General features: G+C 70.7%; 17 protein-coding genes and 2 pseudogenes. 13 read left to right on the forward strand and 6 right to left on the reverse strand.

Features of this window, described 5'->3' with window-relative positions:
* Window positions 1-357: pseudogene (locus ROTAS13_RS08385) on the reverse strand (hypothetical protein); the annotation flags it as partial.
* Between the two features lie 497 nt (window positions 358-854).
* On the opposite strand from ROTAS13_RS08385, the gene hslV reads away from it, so the two are divergent.
* Window positions 855-1,424, forward strand: coding sequence for an ATP-dependent protease subunit HslV (gene hslV, locus ROTAS13_RS08390; protein WP_019463355.1), 570 nt, complete (start codon window positions 855-857; stop codon window positions 1,422-1,424).
* A gap of 2 nt (window positions 1,425-1,426) precedes the next feature.
* The gene (gene hslU / locus ROTAS13_RS08395) at window positions 1,427-2,773 is read left to right on the forward strand and encodes an ATP-dependent protease ATPase subunit HslU (protein ID WP_075822071.1); all 1,347 of its coding nucleotides are present in this window, start codon (window positions 1,427-1,429) and stop codon (window positions 2,771-2,773) included.
* A gap of 353 nt (window positions 2,774-3,126) precedes the next feature.
* On the opposite strand, the gene ROTAS13_RS08400 is transcribed toward hslU, so the two are convergent.
* The 3 genes and pseudogenes from ROTAS13_RS08400 to ROTAS13_RS08410 form a co-directional block, all read right to left on the reverse strand.
* Window positions 3,127-5,085 carry an AI-2E family transporter gene (locus ROTAS13_RS08400; protein ID WP_075822072.1) on the reverse strand — a complete coding sequence of 653 codons (1,959 nt, stop codon included), beginning with the start codon at window positions 5,083-5,085 and terminating at the stop codon, window positions 3,127-3,129.
* A gap of 376 nt (window positions 5,086-5,461) precedes the next feature.
* Window positions 5,462-5,698 (reverse strand): CsbD family protein, encoded by a 237-nt coding sequence (locus ROTAS13_RS08405; RefSeq protein WP_019461941.1) that lies wholly within the window; start codon window positions 5,696-5,698, stop codon window positions 5,462-5,464.
* Between the two features lie 158 nt (window positions 5,699-5,856).
* Window positions 5,857-6,231, reverse strand: a pseudogene (locus tag ROTAS13_RS08410) (ribonuclease D); the annotation flags it as partial.
* Between ROTAS13_RS08410 and ROTAS13_RS08415 the strand changes: the two are divergent.
* Window positions 6,200-7,069, forward strand: a complete 870-nt coding sequence (locus ROTAS13_RS08415) for a hypothetical protein (protein WP_216348614.1) — start codon at window positions 6,200-6,202, stop codon at window positions 7,067-7,069. The pseudogene ROTAS13_RS08410 and the gene ROTAS13_RS08415 overlap by 32 nt on opposite strands.
* A 9-nt stretch (window positions 7,070-7,078) precedes the next feature.
* On the opposite strand, the gene ROTAS13_RS08420 is transcribed toward ROTAS13_RS08415, so the two are convergent.
* Together ROTAS13_RS08420 and ROTAS13_RS28565 are read right to left on the reverse strand one after the other, a co-directional pair.
* Window positions 7,079-7,543 carry a type II toxin-antitoxin system VapC family toxin gene (locus tag ROTAS13_RS08420; protein WP_073140678.1) on the reverse strand — a complete coding sequence of 155 codons (465 nt, stop codon included), beginning with the start codon at window positions 7,541-7,543 and terminating at the stop codon, window positions 7,079-7,081.
* A 2-nt stretch (window positions 7,544-7,545) separates the two neighbouring features.
* Window positions 7,546-7,827 carry a FitA-like ribbon-helix-helix domain-containing protein gene (locus ROTAS13_RS28565; RefSeq protein ID WP_073140675.1) on the reverse strand — a complete coding sequence of 94 codons (282 nt, stop codon included), beginning with the start codon at window positions 7,825-7,827 and terminating at the stop codon, window positions 7,546-7,548.
* A gap of 548 nt (window positions 7,828-8,375) precedes the next feature.
* Between ROTAS13_RS28565 and ROTAS13_RS08430 the strand changes: the two genes are divergently transcribed.
* Genes ROTAS13_RS08430 through ROTAS13_RS08470 form a run of 10 tightly spaced genes read left to right on the forward strand, consistent with a single transcriptional unit; the run spans window position 8,376 to window position 15,711 of the window.
* Window positions 8,376-8,765, forward strand: a complete 390-nt coding sequence (locus ROTAS13_RS08430) for a hypothetical protein (protein WP_073140672.1) — start codon at window positions 8,376-8,378, stop codon at window positions 8,763-8,765.
* Window positions 8,766-8,795: 30 nt separating this feature from the next.
* On the forward strand, window positions 8,796-9,500 hold the full coding sequence (locus ROTAS13_RS08435; RefSeq protein WP_075822074.1) for a lytic transglycosylase domain-containing protein: 705 nt from the start codon (window positions 8,796-8,798) through the stop codon (window positions 9,498-9,500).
* A complete protein-coding gene (locus tag ROTAS13_RS08440; RefSeq protein ID WP_075822075.1) occupies window positions 9,497-9,793 on the forward strand; it encodes a TrbC/VirB2 family protein in 297 nt (98 codons plus the stop codon). The genes ROTAS13_RS08435 and ROTAS13_RS08440 overlap by 4 nt, the downstream gene beginning before the upstream one ends.
* Before the next feature lie 14 nt (window positions 9,794-9,807).
* Entirely contained in the window at window positions 9,808-10,149 is a 342-nt protein-coding gene (locus ROTAS13_RS08445; protein WP_075822076.1) for a type IV secretion system protein VirB3, read from the forward strand.
* On the forward strand, window positions 10,142-12,559 hold the full coding sequence (locus ROTAS13_RS08450) for a helicase HerA domain-containing protein (protein ID WP_075822077.1): 2,418 nt from the start codon (window positions 10,142-10,144) through the stop codon (window positions 12,557-12,559). Before ROTAS13_RS08445 ends, ROTAS13_RS08450 begins: the two co-directional genes overlap by 8 nt.
* A 14-nt stretch (window positions 12,560-12,573) precedes the next feature.
* Window positions 12,574-13,284 (forward strand): type IV secretion system protein, encoded by a 711-nt coding sequence (locus tag ROTAS13_RS08455; RefSeq protein ID WP_171979058.1) that lies wholly within the window; start codon window positions 12,574-12,576, stop codon window positions 13,282-13,284.
* On the forward strand, window positions 13,284-13,715 hold the full coding sequence (locus ROTAS13_RS08460; protein ID WP_073140636.1) for a hypothetical protein: 432 nt from the start codon (window positions 13,284-13,286) through the stop codon (window positions 13,713-13,715). The genes ROTAS13_RS08455 and ROTAS13_RS08460 overlap by 1 nt, the downstream gene beginning before the upstream one ends.
* Complete coding sequence (locus tag ROTAS13_RS08465; protein WP_075822079.1) at window positions 13,705-14,694, forward strand: type IV secretion system protein; 990 nt, start codon at window positions 13,705-13,707, stop codon at window positions 14,692-14,694. Before ROTAS13_RS08460 ends, ROTAS13_RS08465 begins: the two co-directional genes overlap by 11 nt.
* 46 nt (window positions 14,695-14,740) lie before the next feature.
* Complete coding sequence (locus ROTAS13_RS26110; protein ID WP_139281460.1) at window positions 14,741-14,914, forward strand: type IV secretion system protein VirB7; 174 nt, start codon at window positions 14,741-14,743, stop codon at window positions 14,912-14,914.
* Window positions 14,911-15,711 (forward strand): VirB8/TrbF family protein, encoded by an 801-nt coding sequence (locus tag ROTAS13_RS08470; RefSeq protein WP_075822080.1) that lies wholly within the window; start codon window positions 14,911-14,913, stop codon window positions 15,709-15,711. The genes ROTAS13_RS26110 and ROTAS13_RS08470 overlap by 4 nt, the downstream gene beginning before the upstream one ends.
* The last annotated feature ends 64 nt before the right edge of the window (window positions 15,712-15,775 follow it).

Below are 15,775 nucleotides of genomic sequence, written 5' to 3' on the forward strand. Positions count from 1 at the left end.
TCGCCTTACGGTGGAGCTGTGCGTAGATGTGATCAAGAGACAGGCATCCTCGAAGATCACCGGCACGCCGGCCTCGGGCAAGGGTGTCGGCTGTTCCCGCCCCTGCCAGGTCAGCAGCAGGGCCAGAAGGAGGACAGCATGGAGCAGGGCCGAGGCGAGAAAGGCCGGCCGCCGCCAGCGGCGCCAGCCACGATCCTCCGGCCGCTTGCCGCCGGATGGCGGGCGGGCGGGCGCGGGCGGTCGCGCCGGCGCGCCATGACCGCCACCGGGTGGCAGCGGGGGCGGGGCGGGCAGCAGGCCGGGAGGCTGACGCAGGGTCATGGCCGGCAGGACCGGGGCGAGCCGTTGCACGCGCATGCGATTCAACTTCCGCAGCCTGTCCTGACCAAGAGATTCCGGCTCACCTTGCCCGGCATCGTGCCCCATTCCACCCGCCCGGGGACATCCATGACCCCAGGCCTTCTCATCAAGGCGCCCTCGGCCGGACCTGACCCCACAGGCTGATCCATCCGGGACCCTGTCCGGCCTCCTGTCGCGCCGCGTCCGTCCGGAAGCCAGTCGGCGGCGCCACCCCGAAAGGTTGGTCCCCGAAGGCGACGGCCAGGGCCGCCCGCCTGGCGAAGGGGGTGCCGGCACCGCCAGGGGGCGCAGCAAAGCACAGCGGCGCCTCTTCCGCACCCGCCTTCTGCGCTCCGCCCAGGGCCTTCCCGGGACAGTTCCGGCGGTGTTCCGGGGGGAATCCGGCGGCGCCCTGGCCGGAGGAGACCGAGCCCTTCCGGCACTGCGACCCTGCCCTGCGTTCCGCCCCACCCCCCGGATTGCGCTGCGGCGCGGGGATCGCCACATCGCGGTCCATGCAACAGCATTCCAACCACGACCCTCTTCGTGACCCCCTCGGTTGGCACGGCACCACCATCCTCTGCGTCCGCAAGGACGGGAAGGTGGCCATGGCCGGCGACGGCCAGGTGTCCATGGGTCAGACCGTCGTCAAGAACAACGCCCGCAAGGTCCGCCGCATCGCCGGCGGCCGGGTGATCACCGGCTTCGCCGGTGCCACCGCGGACGCCTTCACCCTGCTCGAACGCCTCGAGGCCAAGCTGGAACGGTTTCCCGACCAGCTCGAACGCGCGGCGGTGGAACTTGCCAAGGACTGGCGCACCGACCGCTACCTGCGGCGGCTGGAGGCGCTGCTCGCCGTGGCGGATAGCAACCGCTCCCTGCTGATCACCGGCCAGGGCGACGTGCTGGAGCCGGAGGACCAGATCATCGGCATCGGCTCCGGCGGCAACTACGCCCTCGCCGCCGCCCGCGCGCTGATGCCGGTGGAGGGGCTGGACGCGGAGGAGATCGCCCGCCGCGCCATGACCATCGCCGCCGATATCTGCGTCTATACCAACGGCCGCTTCGTGCTGGAGACCCTGTGACCATGCCGCTGGACAACTCCCCCGCCGCGGCCGAGCCCGTGAACCTGTCTCCGCGCGAGATCGTTTCGGAGCTCGACCGCTTCATCATCGGCCAGGGCGACGCCAAGCGCGCCGTGGCCATCGCGCTGCGCAACCGCTGGCGCCGCCAGCAGCTTCCTGAAGGGCTGCGCGAGGAGGTGGTGCCGAAGAACATCCTGATGATCGGCCCGACCGGCGTGGGCAAGACGGAGATCGCCCGCCGCCTCGCCAAGCTCGCCAACGCGCCCTTCCTCAAGGTCGAGGCCACGAAGTTCACCGAGGTCGGCTATGTCGGCCGCGACGTGGAGCAGATCGTGCGCGACCTGGTGGAGGCCGCCATCGTGCAGGTGCGCGACACCGCCCGGCGCGACGTGCAGGCCAAGGCCGAGGTCAACGCCGAGGAGCGCATCGTCACCGCCCTGGTGGGCGAGGGCGCCTCGGGCGAGACGCGCATGAAGTTCCGCCGCATGCTCCGCGAGGGATCGCTGGAGGACAAGGAAGTGGAGATCCAGGTCGCCGATGGCGGCGGCACGCCGGTCGGCATGATGGACATCCCCGGCATGCCGCCCGGCGCGCAGATGGCGAACATGCAGGAGATGCTCGGCAAGATGTTCGGCGGCCGCCAGCGCCCGCGCAAGATGCACGTCGCCGACGCGCGTCCGCTGCTGGTGCGGGAGGAGGCGGACAAGCTGCTCGATCAGGAGAAGCTGACCCGCGACGCGCTGTCCCATGCCGAGAACCACGGCATCGTCTTCATCGACGAGATCGACAAGGTCTGTGCCCGCACCACGGAGGGCTTCCGTGGCGGCGACGTGAGCCGCGAGGGCGTGCAGCGCGACCTGCTGCCGCTGATCGAGGGCACCACGGTGAACACCAAGCACGGGCCGGTGAAGACGGACCATATCCTCTTCATCGCCTCGGGCGCCTTCCACCTCGCCAAGCCCTCAGACCTGCTGCCGGAGCTGCAGGGCCGCCTGCCGATTCGCGTGGAGCTGAGCGCGCTGACGCGCGACGACTTCCGCCGCATCCTGACCGAGCCGGAGCATTCGCTGGCCAAGCAGTATGTCGCCCTGCTCGGCACCGAGGGCGTGCGACTGAGCTTCGGCGAGGATGCGATGGACGCGATCGCCGACATGGCGGCGGACATCAACGCGCGGGTAGAGAATATCGGTGCCCGCCGCCTCGCCACCGTGCTGGAGCGGCTGCTGGAGGAGCTGAGCTTCACCGCCGCCGACCGTGCCGGGCAGGAGGTCGCCATCGACGCCGCTTATGTGCGGGAGAAGGTTGGCGCCCTGGCCGCGAGTACCGATCTGAGCCGGTTCATTCTCTGAGCCGTGGCTCTCCGGGGGAGTTGCCGCCTTCCCCGAACCCTCTCCGCCAGGACGCTGCGCGCCCTGGATCCGTTTTCGTTGGCGCCCGCTGATGCCTGATCGCGCCGGAGAGTTTGGCTCTCCGGCGACTGCGGGCGCCAAAAGCGCGGCCGGGATGTCCTTCTTTTCGGGAGCCCCGCCGATCCACCTGCGCCCGGGGATCGGGGCGCAGGCTGACAACCGCCACCGGAACCACTGAAAGCCCGGGGTCCGGGGACCGGCTTCGGTCCCCGGCGGAGTGGGGGTCTCGGGGACGAGGCAGAGCCTTGCTCCCGGGGACGGCCGGGAAGCGCAACGTCCAGACCGCCTGCGCCTCACTCCGCTGCCGGGGCCATCTCCGGCACCTGGCTCGCGGCGCGAACGGTTTTCAGGCAGGCGGTGACGGTTTCGGCGAGGGAGGTGGTGTAGTGCTCCGCACCGATGGCGCCGCGCAGGGCGGCGTCGCGCAGCACCTCGTCCTGCGCGTCCCAGAGGCCTACCACGACAGGTGCGCCGGGGGCCTTCTGCCGCAGCCGGCGGAGCAGGTAGCGGAGATGCGCCGGGCTACCGGATATATCCAGGTAGGACAGGCAGATCATGGCCACGCCCGAGAAATCCTGCCGCCCGATCGCGGTGCGGGAAACCGCCTCGTGCGGCAGCAGGCGCGCGCCCAGCCCGTGCCGGCCCAGGATCTGGACCAGCATGGCGGAGGCCGCCTCGTCGAGCGGCCCGCGTCCGGGCAGGCAGAGCACCGCGCCCTCGCCACGCCAGGCCTCGGGCCAGGATTCCGGCGGCGGCAGCACCACGGCGGGAGCGGCGCGGCGGGGCAGGGCCTTTTCCGCCACGCTCTGCTCCTCCACAGCGCTGCGTTCCTCGGGCGGCGTCGGGTCGCGGTCTTCCTGTTCGGCCAGGGACTGCACGAGGACGGAGGTCGTGTCGCGGATCTGCTGCAGTTTGGCCTCGGACAGCACGCCGCGCTGCGCGTCGTTGGCCGCCAGCCGCAGGCCCTTGAGCGCCACCTCGTCGTAGTAGGAGGAAAGGGGCCGGTCCTCCAGCAGGCTCTCGGCCTGCGCCTGGGCCTCGTCCGCGTCGCCGGCCAGCATCCGCTGGTAGAAGTTCTCCGCGGGCGTCAGGGCGGGCCGGTCGCCCAGCATGACGTCAAGGAATTCCAGCCGCTCCACATGCCGGCCCAGCACCACGAGGCAGAGGGTGAGGGGTGTGGCCAGGATCAGGCCGATCGGGCCCCAGAGCCAGGTCCAGAAGATCGCCGCGACGATGACCGAGACGGGGGAGAGGCCGGTGCTGTGGCCATAGACCATCGGCTCCACCACCTGGCCCATGATGGGTTCCGTCACCAGGAAGAGGGCGGCAGTCCAGATCACCATGTTCCAGCCGGGATCGACACCTGCGGCCAGGGCGATGGGCAGGGCGGCGGCCAGTAGCGCGCCGACATAGGGGATGAAGCGGAACAGCGCGGCCAGGATGCCCCAGAGCAGCGGGCTCGGCACGCCGATGAAGAAGAGCCCGGCCGCCACCAAGGCGCCGAAGCAGCCGTTGATGGCGAGCTGGGCGAGGAAGTACTTCGACAGGCGCTTGGCCGCGTCGTCCAGGGCCACGGTGGTGCGGTGCAGGTCGTCCGAGCCGAAGAGGCGGATCAGCCGGTCCCGCAGGTCAGCCTGCTGGAGCAGGATGAAGATGGCGACGATGAAGACGATGAAGACCGTCTCCAGCGGTCCCAGCACGGGCGAGAGCAGTCGCTGCGCCAGTTCCATGGGCGAGGGCGGGCCCTGCTGGATCTCCACCGGCAGTGGCCGGGTGCCTTCGCCGGGCGTGGCGGCGGGTGGCGTGCCCGGCTGGGCATGGTCGATCTGCCGCACGAAATCGTTCACCCAGCCCAGGGCGGTGCCCTGCACCGTGTCCACCTTCCGCTGGATGGTGACCTGATAGCGCGGCAGGTCCTGCGCCAGCCCGGCGATCTGCAGGCCGATGATGCTGCCCAGCACCAGGATCACGCTCATGGCAAGCAGCACCGCCGCCAGCACGGCCGGGGTGCGCCAGAGGCCCAGGCGGCGGAGAAGGCCGACGATCGGCGCCACCACGAAGGACAGCAGGATGGCCAGGGTGATCGGGATCAGCACCTCGCGCGCCAGGTAGAGCGCGCTGACCACCACGACGGCGACCACGATGGTCAGCAGGTGCTTCAGGTCGGGGCTGTAGGGCGGGGGAACCTGGGCCGGGGGAGGGACCTGCCGGGCACCCTGGGCCGCGGACAGGCCGACCGGGCTGGAAGCCATGGCTGGCGCCGGGGAGGATGACGCAGGGATAGCGGAAGACGGGTCGGGCATCGGGCCACATCATGGTGAGGTATGGCCTGCAACGCGTGATGTGGCGGAACGGCACACAGGCTCGTTCTCACAACTGCAACAACCCCGCTGTTCTGCAGGGTGTGTCTCCAGAATCGCAAGGATGCGCGGAAAACAGGACGGAACACAGGCGGCAGGGCCCGGATGAGCGGCTCCCGCACCGCCATCCGGGCCAGGAAGCCGGCGCGGGACCCCACGTCCCGCGATCCGGCCTCCCCCGCGAGGGGGAGGCGCCTTGCGCTGCCTCGGGTGGCGGCGGCCGTGACCGGCGCCGCGCGTTGGTAAGGCAGCGCCGGGGCGTGCCGTGTCAGATGATGCGGAGCCGCCCGATCAGCCAGCCGATGCCGACCGCGATCAGGGCGGAGGTCAGCGGCTGCTCGCGGATCGTGTCCGCCAGGCCGCCCAGGGCGTTCTCGGCACGGCCCTCGGCCTCGTAGTAGTCGCCGCGAGCCTGCATCCGGCTGTCGCCGATCAGCTCGCCCGTGGCGCTCTGCAGGCGGCCGGCGCCCTGCTTCGCGGCGCCGATGATCCGGTCTTCATCCATGGCATGAACCTCGCTTCCCTGATGCCAGGGGCCTTCCCCAAGCTCTGGGCGACCAACGCACCGGGTGGGAGAAGGTTTGGCCGGGAGAGTGCCTGCGGGGCGGATGAGGGCCGGCGGATTTGCCGGCCCGCCAAGCGCGCCGCCGGTGCGGCGGGGTTCTACCGGGCCGGGATCAGGCGGATCCGCTTGCCGTCCACCCCCAGGGCGAGACGGCCGGAGCAGAGCGCCATGGCATCCTCGCCGAAGACCTTGCGGCGCCAGCCGGACAGGGCCTGGACCTGCTCCCCTTCACGGCAGGCGATGCGGTCGATATCCTCGCCATTGGCGATCAGCTTGGGCGCCACGCTGTGCTCCTCCGCCTTGGCGGCGAGGAGGACCTTGAGCAGCGCGACCAGCGCCGGGGAGGCCGGCGGCCCCTGCTTTTCCCGTGCCAGCTCGGGCAGCGCCTCGTCCGGCAGGTCGCGGGCCTCGGCCAGGGCGGCCAGCAGCCCGGCGCCGGACTTGCCGCGCGCGAAGCCCTCGGACACGCCGCGCGCCCACGAGCTGCTCGCCGCCTTCCGGCTGATGCCGGAACCCTCGATCCTCGTGACAGTGGCCATGGCCTATGAGGGGCTGGACGCGCCCGAGGTGGCCGTGGTGGCGGCGCTGACCCACATCCGGTCGCGGCCCTGGCTCGAACAGATGGTGGCCCGCGCAACGCGAGTGGACCCGAATGCCGGGGGCTACGAGGCGCAGCAGGCGCTCGTCTTCCATCCCGACGACCCGCTGTTTGGCCTGTTCCGCCGCAGGATGGAGACGGAGCAGGGCACGATGGCGCGCCGGCCGAAGCCCCGCCGCGGGCAGATGGCGCTGCCGGACTGGCTGCTGGACAAGCTGCCGCCGGCGGAGAAGGAAGGCATCGTCCCGCTCTCCTCCAACGCGTTGGCGCTGCGCTACGACCGGCTGGCGCCCGGGCCAGAGCTGGCGATGCACCGGCCCGAGAACGAGGAAGCGCAGGGCGAGCTGCTGGAGGTGCCCTCAGTCGTCGAGCGGAGGCTGAGGGCACGGCTGGGGGAGATGGTGGCCGCCCAGGCGGTCGAGGACGAGGCGGGGGCGAGCGGATTGCGGGGTGGCCTGGCCGGGCCCGGCCTCTACCATCGCTACAACGCGGTCCTGAAGCGTGTGACGGGCGACAAGGCGCGGGCGCGCATGACGCTGGAGGAGCTGGAGGCCGCGATCGGCTGGATGGAGCGCAACCGGCTGGGCGACCACCTGCACCTTCTGGAGGGCGACCCGCGCTACGCCTGGTCCGCCCGAAAGCGGGGTGAGTGGAAGCCGCCCGTCGGCCGCCCCATGCGGCTGAGGCCTGAAGCACGGGCCTCCAGGAGGTAGGAGGCGCGTCTAGCCATCCTGTCCAGTGAGCCCCTGCTCCTCTGCCCAGCTGGAGAGCGGAATCACCATGCCCGCCACGAGCGGATCAGGGTGCCGCTTCATGTCCCGCACGAAGGGCGCGTCCGACACCACGACGCCCCGGGCTCCCATGGCGATGGCGAAAGCCAGGTAGAGCGTATCATAGGTCGAATGATTGGTAGCCAGGCCGATGTCGAGCGCGACGGAGTGGAGGTCCAGCCCCGTCGTCGAGGTTGGCTCCACCTGCGCCTGCAGGAGTGCCAGCCCTTCCCGTGCCTCCTCAGCTGTGAGGGCGCGCCTGCGTACCTGCAGCCAGAGGACATTTGTGGCCTCCCCCAGCCAGAAGTCAGGAAGGAGGAGCTCTTCACCTCCTGTCGCGAGCGCCTGAGCCAAGTGGCTGTCGGGCTCCTCGAGGACCCACTTCAGCCCCACGGATGCGTCCACAACCAGCGCCAAGCTCAGTCGCCCTTCGGCCTGTGGGCCAGTTGCTCGGTGCGACCTGCCCGCGACTGCTCCAAGAGCTCACTAGTCCCCGCTGAACCGCGCCCCGCCGTTCTGCGCCGGAACTCAGCCAGCCGCTCGGCCGCTTGTTCTCGGGCCGATGCAGGCCCTGGTCCCGTCAGCACGGCGCGCAGGATCTCCCGGTGTTCGGCTTCGGCAGAGCGGCCATGCTCCGCTGCACGGACCCGCAAGCGGCGGACGATCTCCTCGTCCAAGTTCCTCACTGTGAGGGCGGGCATACCTACCTTCCTTCGCCTCCAGCTTAGCTGATAGCAAAATGCCAGCAATGCAAGCAAGCCAGACCCGGTCCTGTTCGGGATGGGGCTACTGTGAGAGGGACCGGTACCTGATCGAGTCCGGGCACCCTCTTCCCCTTTCGAGGCTAGATGGCAGCGCCGATTCGCGGATCAGGGCAGCAGCCCGGGCGATTGGCAGTTCCGGAGCATGCCGGTCTCCGAGTTGTGACTTGCAGCTGAACATGTTCGAGACCGGCACCTCCGTGCGCACCTACGGATCCGCAAAGTTAGAAGTTCGGTTTTGTTCCCAACGCGGATAGGTCATGTAAGAAGGCGTTTTGCTCCTCCTTCTGCGTTGCAATTGCTGCGCTATGCTCGCTAGGGTTGCGGCACAACAGACCCAACTGCAGAAGCGAAATAGCAATTTTGGTTCTCCGCACCACCATCTCCAAGGGGCTGCAGGCCGGACCCTCGTGCGAGGTTCGGCAGCTACCACTCGGCAGGATGGCGGGTTCCCAGCTAAGTTCCCCCTCCGTCAGGGGAACGGATACTTGCGAGGGCTTCTGCAAGAGGCAGAGATCCGCGCCGGCCTGGAGGCTGGGGGGCGGATCGAGAACGTGGTCATCGTCGCGCGTCGCAGCGAGGCGGATGGGGTGGAGCACGTCCCCTACCTGCTTCCGAGCTGGCGGCGAGGCTACGTCGCTATCGGCCTCTTCCGAGGTGCCGGCGTGCGCGCCTATCGCGACCTCAACCGGCTGGTCCGCTTCATGCGCGACGAACTCGGCTTCCACGGCCCTATCTCCCTGCACGAGCCGGACTGCACGAAGCTCGCGAAGCTCCGCTCCTTCCTCGACGGCGCCGTGCCGGGCGGGCCGGTCCAGCCCAACAAGTCCCTGCCAGCCGGCGACGGGGTGGCGACGCCGGACACGCTCGACACCTAGCGAGGCGGCCCGCGGCCCGGTGGTGGCCGCGTGATCCTGGAACTGGCCGTCGTCGCGCAGCTCGCCGCCCGCTGCGCCCCCTCTGTCGCTATTGAGACGCTGGCCGCCGTCATGCGGACGGAAAGCGGCTTCAAGCCCTTCGCCCTGGGCGTGAACGGGCCGGGCGGCGGCGCGATCTTCCCCGAGACGCGCGAGGCCGCCGTGGCGCTCGCGACGGACCTCATCGAGCGCCAAGGCCGCTCCGTGGACCTGGGGCTGATGCAGGTGAACAGCGGCAACCTGCGCGCGCTGGGGCTGACGGTCGCGGAAGTCCTCGACCCCTGCACCAACCTGGCGGCCGGCGCCCGCATCCTGCGCAAGGGCTACGCCACGGCCAGCCGCGGCGAGGCGGACCCGCAGCAGGCGCTCCGCGTCGCCTTCTCCCGCTACAACACCGGTCACCCCGAGCGGGGCTTCGCCAACGGCTACGTCCGCCGCGTCCAGGGCGCGGCCGAGGTCGTGGTGCCGGCCATCCGTCTGCGCGGCGAGGCCGTCGGGGCGCCGCAGCGCCCGGCCGCCACCTCCGCCCCCGAGCTGCCCGACGACGATCCCGACGCGCCCCCGGAGTGGGACGTGTGGGCACGGGCCGCCCCTGCGAGCCGGCCGCGCTTGGTGGCCGTGCCTCGTGAGACCCCCGCGGCGTCGGGGGGCGCCGCGGGAGCCACCCCCACCGAGCCCCCGAGGACCGCAGAATGACCCTTTCTCCAAAGGCGCGGAACGTCGCCCTCTTCGCTGCCGTGGCCTGCGCCGCGCTGATCCTGCCCGACCTGGCGCACGCGCAGATCGGCGGCGGCGGCTCCGGCGTGGTCAACAGCCTGACGCAGTGGTTCATGACCAACGTGGCCCGCGGCCTGGTGATGCTCGGCATCATCGCCGTCGCCATCGGCCTCTTCGTCATGCGCTTCTCCGTCAGCGTCATCGCCTCCGTGGTGGCCGGCGGCCTGATCCTGGCCAACGCCGACACCATCGCCGGCTACTTCGGCTTCTGAGGGGCGGGCACGGCGTGGAACCCCTGACCGAAGATCCCTTGCACGTCGCGGCGACGCGGCCGGCCCTGATGTGGGGCCTGCCGCTGCCGCTGGCCCTCGCCCTGTTCGTGATCGGGGCCGAGGTGCAGGTGGTGTTCAAGGGCCTGACCGGCGTGACCTGGGCGCTCGCCCTGGTCGCCCCGGTCTGGATCGCAGCCCGGTTCCTCGTCGCCCGCGACTACAACGCGGTCGGCGTCGCGGTGCTCTGGCTCAACACCAGCGCCCGCGGCCTCGACACCGCCGATTGGGGCGGCGCCTCCGTCGCCCCACTGCCCGTAGGGAGCGCGCGGGGGCCGCGCGGCATGTCCAATGCGTAACCCCTTCCTCTCCGCCTCCGGGTGGAGCGAGCGCAGCGCCGACGACTACGTGCCTTTCGTCGGCCACGTCCGCGACGACGCCGTGCTGCGGACGGACGGGTCGGTGATGGGGATGCTGCGGCTGGTCGGCGCTCCCTTCGCTCTGGAGGACCACGCCCGGCGCAACAGCCGGCACCGCTTCCGCAACGCGGTCCTCCGCAACATCGCGGACGACACCCTGACGGTCGTGGAGACCATGGTACGGCACGACGGCGTGGCGCCGCTGCCGGCCGGGGCCTACCGATCCGCCTTCGCCGCCGATCTCGAGAACGCCTACCGCCGGGAGGTCCTGGCCGGGCGCGAGCGGGTCAACGAGTGGTTCGTGTCGGTGATCGTCACCCCGCGCGCCCCGGTGACGCGCGGTCTCAACGCCCTCCGCTCGCGCCTGGGCCGCAAGAAGGAGGCCGCCGCCACCACGGCCAGCGATGAGCTGATCCGCACCCTGGATGACCGGATGCTCGTGCTGGCCAAGGCCTATGCCGAGATGGGGCCGGTGCGGCTGGGCGTGCGCGAGGCCGGCGGGGTGATGTTCTCCGAGATTGCCGAAGCCCTGCGCCTGTTCCTGACGGCGCGCTTCCTTCCCGTGCCGATGGTCAGCGGCTCCCTCGGCGGCTCCATCTACACGGATCGGGTGATCTGCGGCCGGCGCGGCTTTGAGGTCCGCACCCCCGGCCGTCCATCCTTCGGCACCCTCATGGGGTTCAAGGAATACCCCGACCGCACCCGCCCGGGGATGCTCAACGACCTGCTCTCGGCCGACTGCCGGGTGGTGCTGACCAACTCCTTCCGCTTCCACTCCCGCGCCGCGGCGACCGGGAGCTTGGCGCGCAAGCAGGCGCAGATGGCCAATGCCGGCGACCGCGCCCTGAGCCAGATGGACGCCCTGCACGACGCCATGGACGACGTGGCCTCCAACCAGGCCACCATGGGATCGCACCACGTCTCCGTCGCCCTGCATTGCGACAGCCTGCCCGAGCTGGAGCGCCGCACCGGCGAGGTTCGCGCCGCCCTGACCAATGCCGGGGCCAGCGTCGCCGTGGAGGACCTGGGGACCGAGGCCGCCTATTGGGCGCAGCTCCCCGGCAACGCCGCTTGGCGCACCCGGCCCGGCGACATTTCCTCTCGAAACTTCGTGGGTTTCTCGTCCCTGGATGGCTACCCGCGGGGCGGCCCGTCCCCGGAGTGGGGCGCCCCGCTGCTGCGGCTGCTGACCTCGGCCAACACTGGCTTTGACCTGTCGCTCCACGTCGCCGGCCTGCCGCACATGGCCATTTTCGGCCCCTCCGGGTCGGGCAAGACCGTGTTCCTCGGCATGATGGTGGCCGCCCTGGAACGGGTGACGGGGCCGGGCGGGACCGTGGTGGTGTTCGACAAGGACAACGCCAACGAGATCCTCGTCCGCGCCATGGGCGGGCGCTACCTGACCCTGCGCGCGGGCGAGGATAGCGGCCTGGCGCCGATGCGGGCGCTGCCGAACACCCCCGACGCTCGGGTGTGGCTGCTGCGCTTCGTGGTGGGGTTGATCCGCGCCGACGACGGCCCGCAGCCCGACGCGATTGAGCTGCGCCGGCTGTCCAAGGCCATCGCCTTCCAGATGCGGATGCCGCCTGCTGCCCGCTCCATCGCCGGGCTCTGCGCCTGGCTGGTGGGCGAGGGCGCCGGCAGCGCCGGCAAGCGCCTGGAACGCTGGGGCCGGGACGGCGACCTGGGCTGGTCCTTTGACGGCGAGGCCGACGCCTTCGATCCCGATGCCGGTTTGGTGGGCGTGGATTTCTCGGCGCTGATGGAGGACGAGACGGTGCGCGGCCCGGCCGCCTCCTACCTCCTGCACCGGGTCCGCGGCGTGATCGACGGCCGGCGCTTCGTGCTCGCAGCCGATGAGTTCTGGGCCTACCTGCCCGATGAGCGGTTCGCCCGCGCCTTTGAGGACTTCGCGCTGACGCTCCGCAAGGGCAACGGCGCCCTGGTGATCGCAACGCAGCAGCCGCAGCAGGTGCTCCGCCATCCCATCGGCGCCACCCTGGTCAGCAACATGCCGACCAAGGTTCTTTTTCCCAACCAGTCGGCCAGCCGGTCCGCCTACTGCGACGTGGGAGACGGCTACGAGAGCCTGCATTGCACGCCGGGCGAGTATCGCGCCGTCACCGAGGACATGGCCGCCGGGGCGCGATCCATGCTGGTCAAGCGCGACGCCGGCTCCGTGGTCTGCCGGGTGGAGCTGCCTCCGGCCATGGCGCCGCACCTAGCGGTGTTGAGCGGCAAGGTCGGCACCGTCCGCCTGCTGCGGAAGATCCGGCGCGAGCTGGGGACCGATGAGCCGTCGGCGCTCCTGCCCGAGTTCCACCGCCGCCTGCCGGAAGCGGCAACCTGATGAGGACATGGAGCATGAAGCGGACGCTTTTGGCGGGGGCCGCGGCCCTCGCCCTGGCCGTGGCGGCGCCTGGCGCTGCGCGGGCACAAATCCCGGTGACGGACGCCCTCGCGAACGCGCAGGCGCAGATTACCAACTCCCAGCTCGTGCAGCAGGTCGCGCAGGCCGTGGCCACCGTGCGCCAGCTTGAGCAGCAGTATCAGCAGCTCCAGGCCACCTATAACGTGCTCGCCCACACCACCAGCGTCTCGGGCCTGGCAAACCGCCTGGGCGGCGTCGCGAACGGCTACGGTGCCAGCCAGATCGGCGGCGCCATGACGGGCGTGGGGAGCTTGGCCGGCGCTGCCGATCAGGTGGCCAACATGCGCTTCTTCTCGTCGTCGGGAACGGACTTCTCCGCGACCGAGCAGACGCGGCGGGCGCAGCGCCTGGGCAACGTCCAGGCCGCGGCCATGCAGGGGATGCAGCAGTCGGAGCAGCGCATCGCCGGCCTGCGCGAGCTGATGGGCGAGATTGACGGGCAGCCCGACGTGCAGGCGTTGGCCGCCCTGAACAACCGCATCCAGGCCGAGCACGCGCTTCTGTCGGCGCAGCAGCAGCAGCTCGCGCAGTTGCAGCTCATGGCGGCCACCCAGCAGCAGGGCGACACCCTGCGCGCGGAGGAAGCCGCCCGGCAGAGCGCGGAGCAATACCGCGATAGCTTCCAGCCGTTGGGGGACAACTGATGCGCGGTGCGGTGCTCGTGCTCGCCCTGGTGGCCGTGGGCACCGCGCCCGTTCTCGCGCAGCGGTCGCGCGAGAACCGCGACGTGCCCTGGTTCCAGGCGCATCCGCAAATCCTCGATGAGACCTTGCGACGCTGCCAGCGCGACGCCCGCCTGGCCGCGAGCTGGGAGTGCCAGAACGCGGAAGCCGCGGGCGCCTCGCGCATGGGCCGCCCGCTGCCCAACACCCTGCCGCGTGCCGGCCAGGGACGCCAGGCGCCGCCCGTGGACAGCAGCGGCCTACCGGAGCCGGACTACAACCCGCGCACCAACCCGTTCGGCTTTCAGTCCCTAAAGCGGGCTTGTCAGGAACGTGGGCCGGGAAGCTCGATGTTCCTTCCCTACTGCTACCAGCTCGATCGCTACCCGGAGGAACGCGACCGTGGCCGGTGAGTTCTTCCAGAACGTCTCTCTAGCCTTCGATGGCAATCTAGTTTCCGCCGTCAACAACGTCATTAACAACGGCCTCACCTGGGCACGTCCCCAGGTGCGGGCCGCTGCCACGCTGTTCATCCTCATTTCCGGTTGGCTCGTGCTGACCGGCCGGATGGACAAGAGCGTGCTGGCCGGGCGCGTGCTGCGGATCATGGCCGTGGCCGCCTTGCTCACATCGGCGGGCACGTTCAACACCTACGTCCGCGACTTGTTCCTGACCGACATTCCTTCCACGGTCGGAAGTGCCCTCACGGGCGGAACCACCTACGCCCCGGCCGCGCAGTTCGATGCGCTGTGGGGTGCCACGCAGCGCATCGCCGCCACCATGCTCGCGGAAGCGACGGGCTGGACGCAGTTCGGTGAGCGCCTGGTGATCCGCGCGCTGATGGTGATTTCCTTCGTCGCCCTGGTCGTGATCTTCCTTATGTGGATCGTGGCCCGCGTGGTCATGGGCTTCGTGATTGCCCTCGGGCCGTTCCTGATCGGCCTTGCCCTGTTCGACGCGACGCGTCCCTTCGTGGATCGCTGGGTGGGCAAGCTCGTCTCGCTGACGCTCGTGCAGCTCTCCGTCAGTGTCATGCTGCAAATGCTGATGACGGGTTTCAACAACTACGTCCGCGTCGCGCAGTCCAATTCCGGCGGTAGCCTGGATGAGAAGATGGGCGCGCTGCTGCAAGTCGCCGCCTGGTATTGGTGTGGCCTGCTACTGATCGGCGCGCTGACGGGCGTGGCCTACTCCATCGGCGGCGGCCTGGCCGGCTCCTTCGCCCCGCACACGCAAGCCCTGGGCGAAGCCATCGACCGCGGCATGGCGTCGATGCAGCGCCGCTCCGACAAGAAGGCCGCCGCCGCCTCCCAGGGCCGGCATGAAGCCTATCAGAGCCGAACGGCCACCGCCGCCGAGGCGACAGCCGCCAACACCGTGCCGAAGGGCTGATCCCGTGCGCGCCTCCTGCCCCCTCCTCCGTCACCGTGGAGCCCCGATGAAGCCCGCGCTGCTGCTCTCCCTGCTGGCCCTGGCCGCCTGTGCCAGCGCCTCCGAACCGCCGGCCTGCAAGGGCGAGGTGTTCCAGCTCAATCCGACCCGGATGCTCCCGCCGGCCACCCTCGCCGCCGCGGCCCCCGTGGTCGCCCCGGCCAGGAGTGTCGTGCGTTGAACGCCATCCTCCCGCCCGGCCAGCCGGTGCCGCCCAACGCCTCGCCCGCGGGTGGCCCCTCCGATGGCGATATGGCCGCCGCCGTGGTGATCCCACGGGGCGAGCTGAACCGCCTCTACGCCGAGACGCAGGCCCGCCAGCCCCGCGACGCCCGCTGCGCCAAGCGCATCAGCATGGGAAAGACCTGGGCCATCGTCGGCCTGCTGGGCGTGGTCGGGATGCAGGCCCTCGCCGCCCTCCAGCTCTTTCCCCTGGTGCGCGTGGTGCCCGTGGTGGCCATCCCGCAGCCGGACGGCAGCATGGCCACCGTGGTCCACGGCGACGCCCTGCCGGCCGGCGTGCAGGAGCGCGCCGTGCGCGCCACCCTGTTCCAGTATGTCCGCCTGCGCGAAGGCTGGTCCTCCGGCGAGGCCGGCTACGCCTATGACGTGGTGAGCCGCATGTCGGCGCCCGCTGTTCGCACCGCTTTTCAGGAGTGGTTCAACCTCGACAAGCCGCCCGGCCCGCAGGCCGTGTGGGGGACGCGGGCGACCGTCACCGTGGAGCAGATCAGCGGCGCCCTGCTGCCGAACGACACCGCGCAGGCCGACGAGATTTACCAGCTCCGCTTCCGCCGCACCGAGCGCGCTGCCGGCCGCCCGCCGGTCGTGTCCACCTGGGTCACGACACTGCGCTACCGCGCCGGCCAGAACATCGCCTTCACCGACGGCACCACGATCAACCCGCTGGGCGTGCTCGTGACCGAATACCGCCCGCCCGAGCGTGAGGGCGTGCCGACGCTGGGAGAGGCCCGATGAACCGCCCCCGTTCCGTCCTGCCTGTCTCTTGATCACATCTACGCACAGCTCCACCGTAAGGCGA

Origin of the sequence: Roseomonas sp. TAS13, from assembly GCF_001950415.1 — a bacterium.
GTDB lineage: Bacteria > Pseudomonadota > Alphaproteobacteria > Acetobacterales > Acetobacteraceae > Roseomonas > Roseomonas mucosa.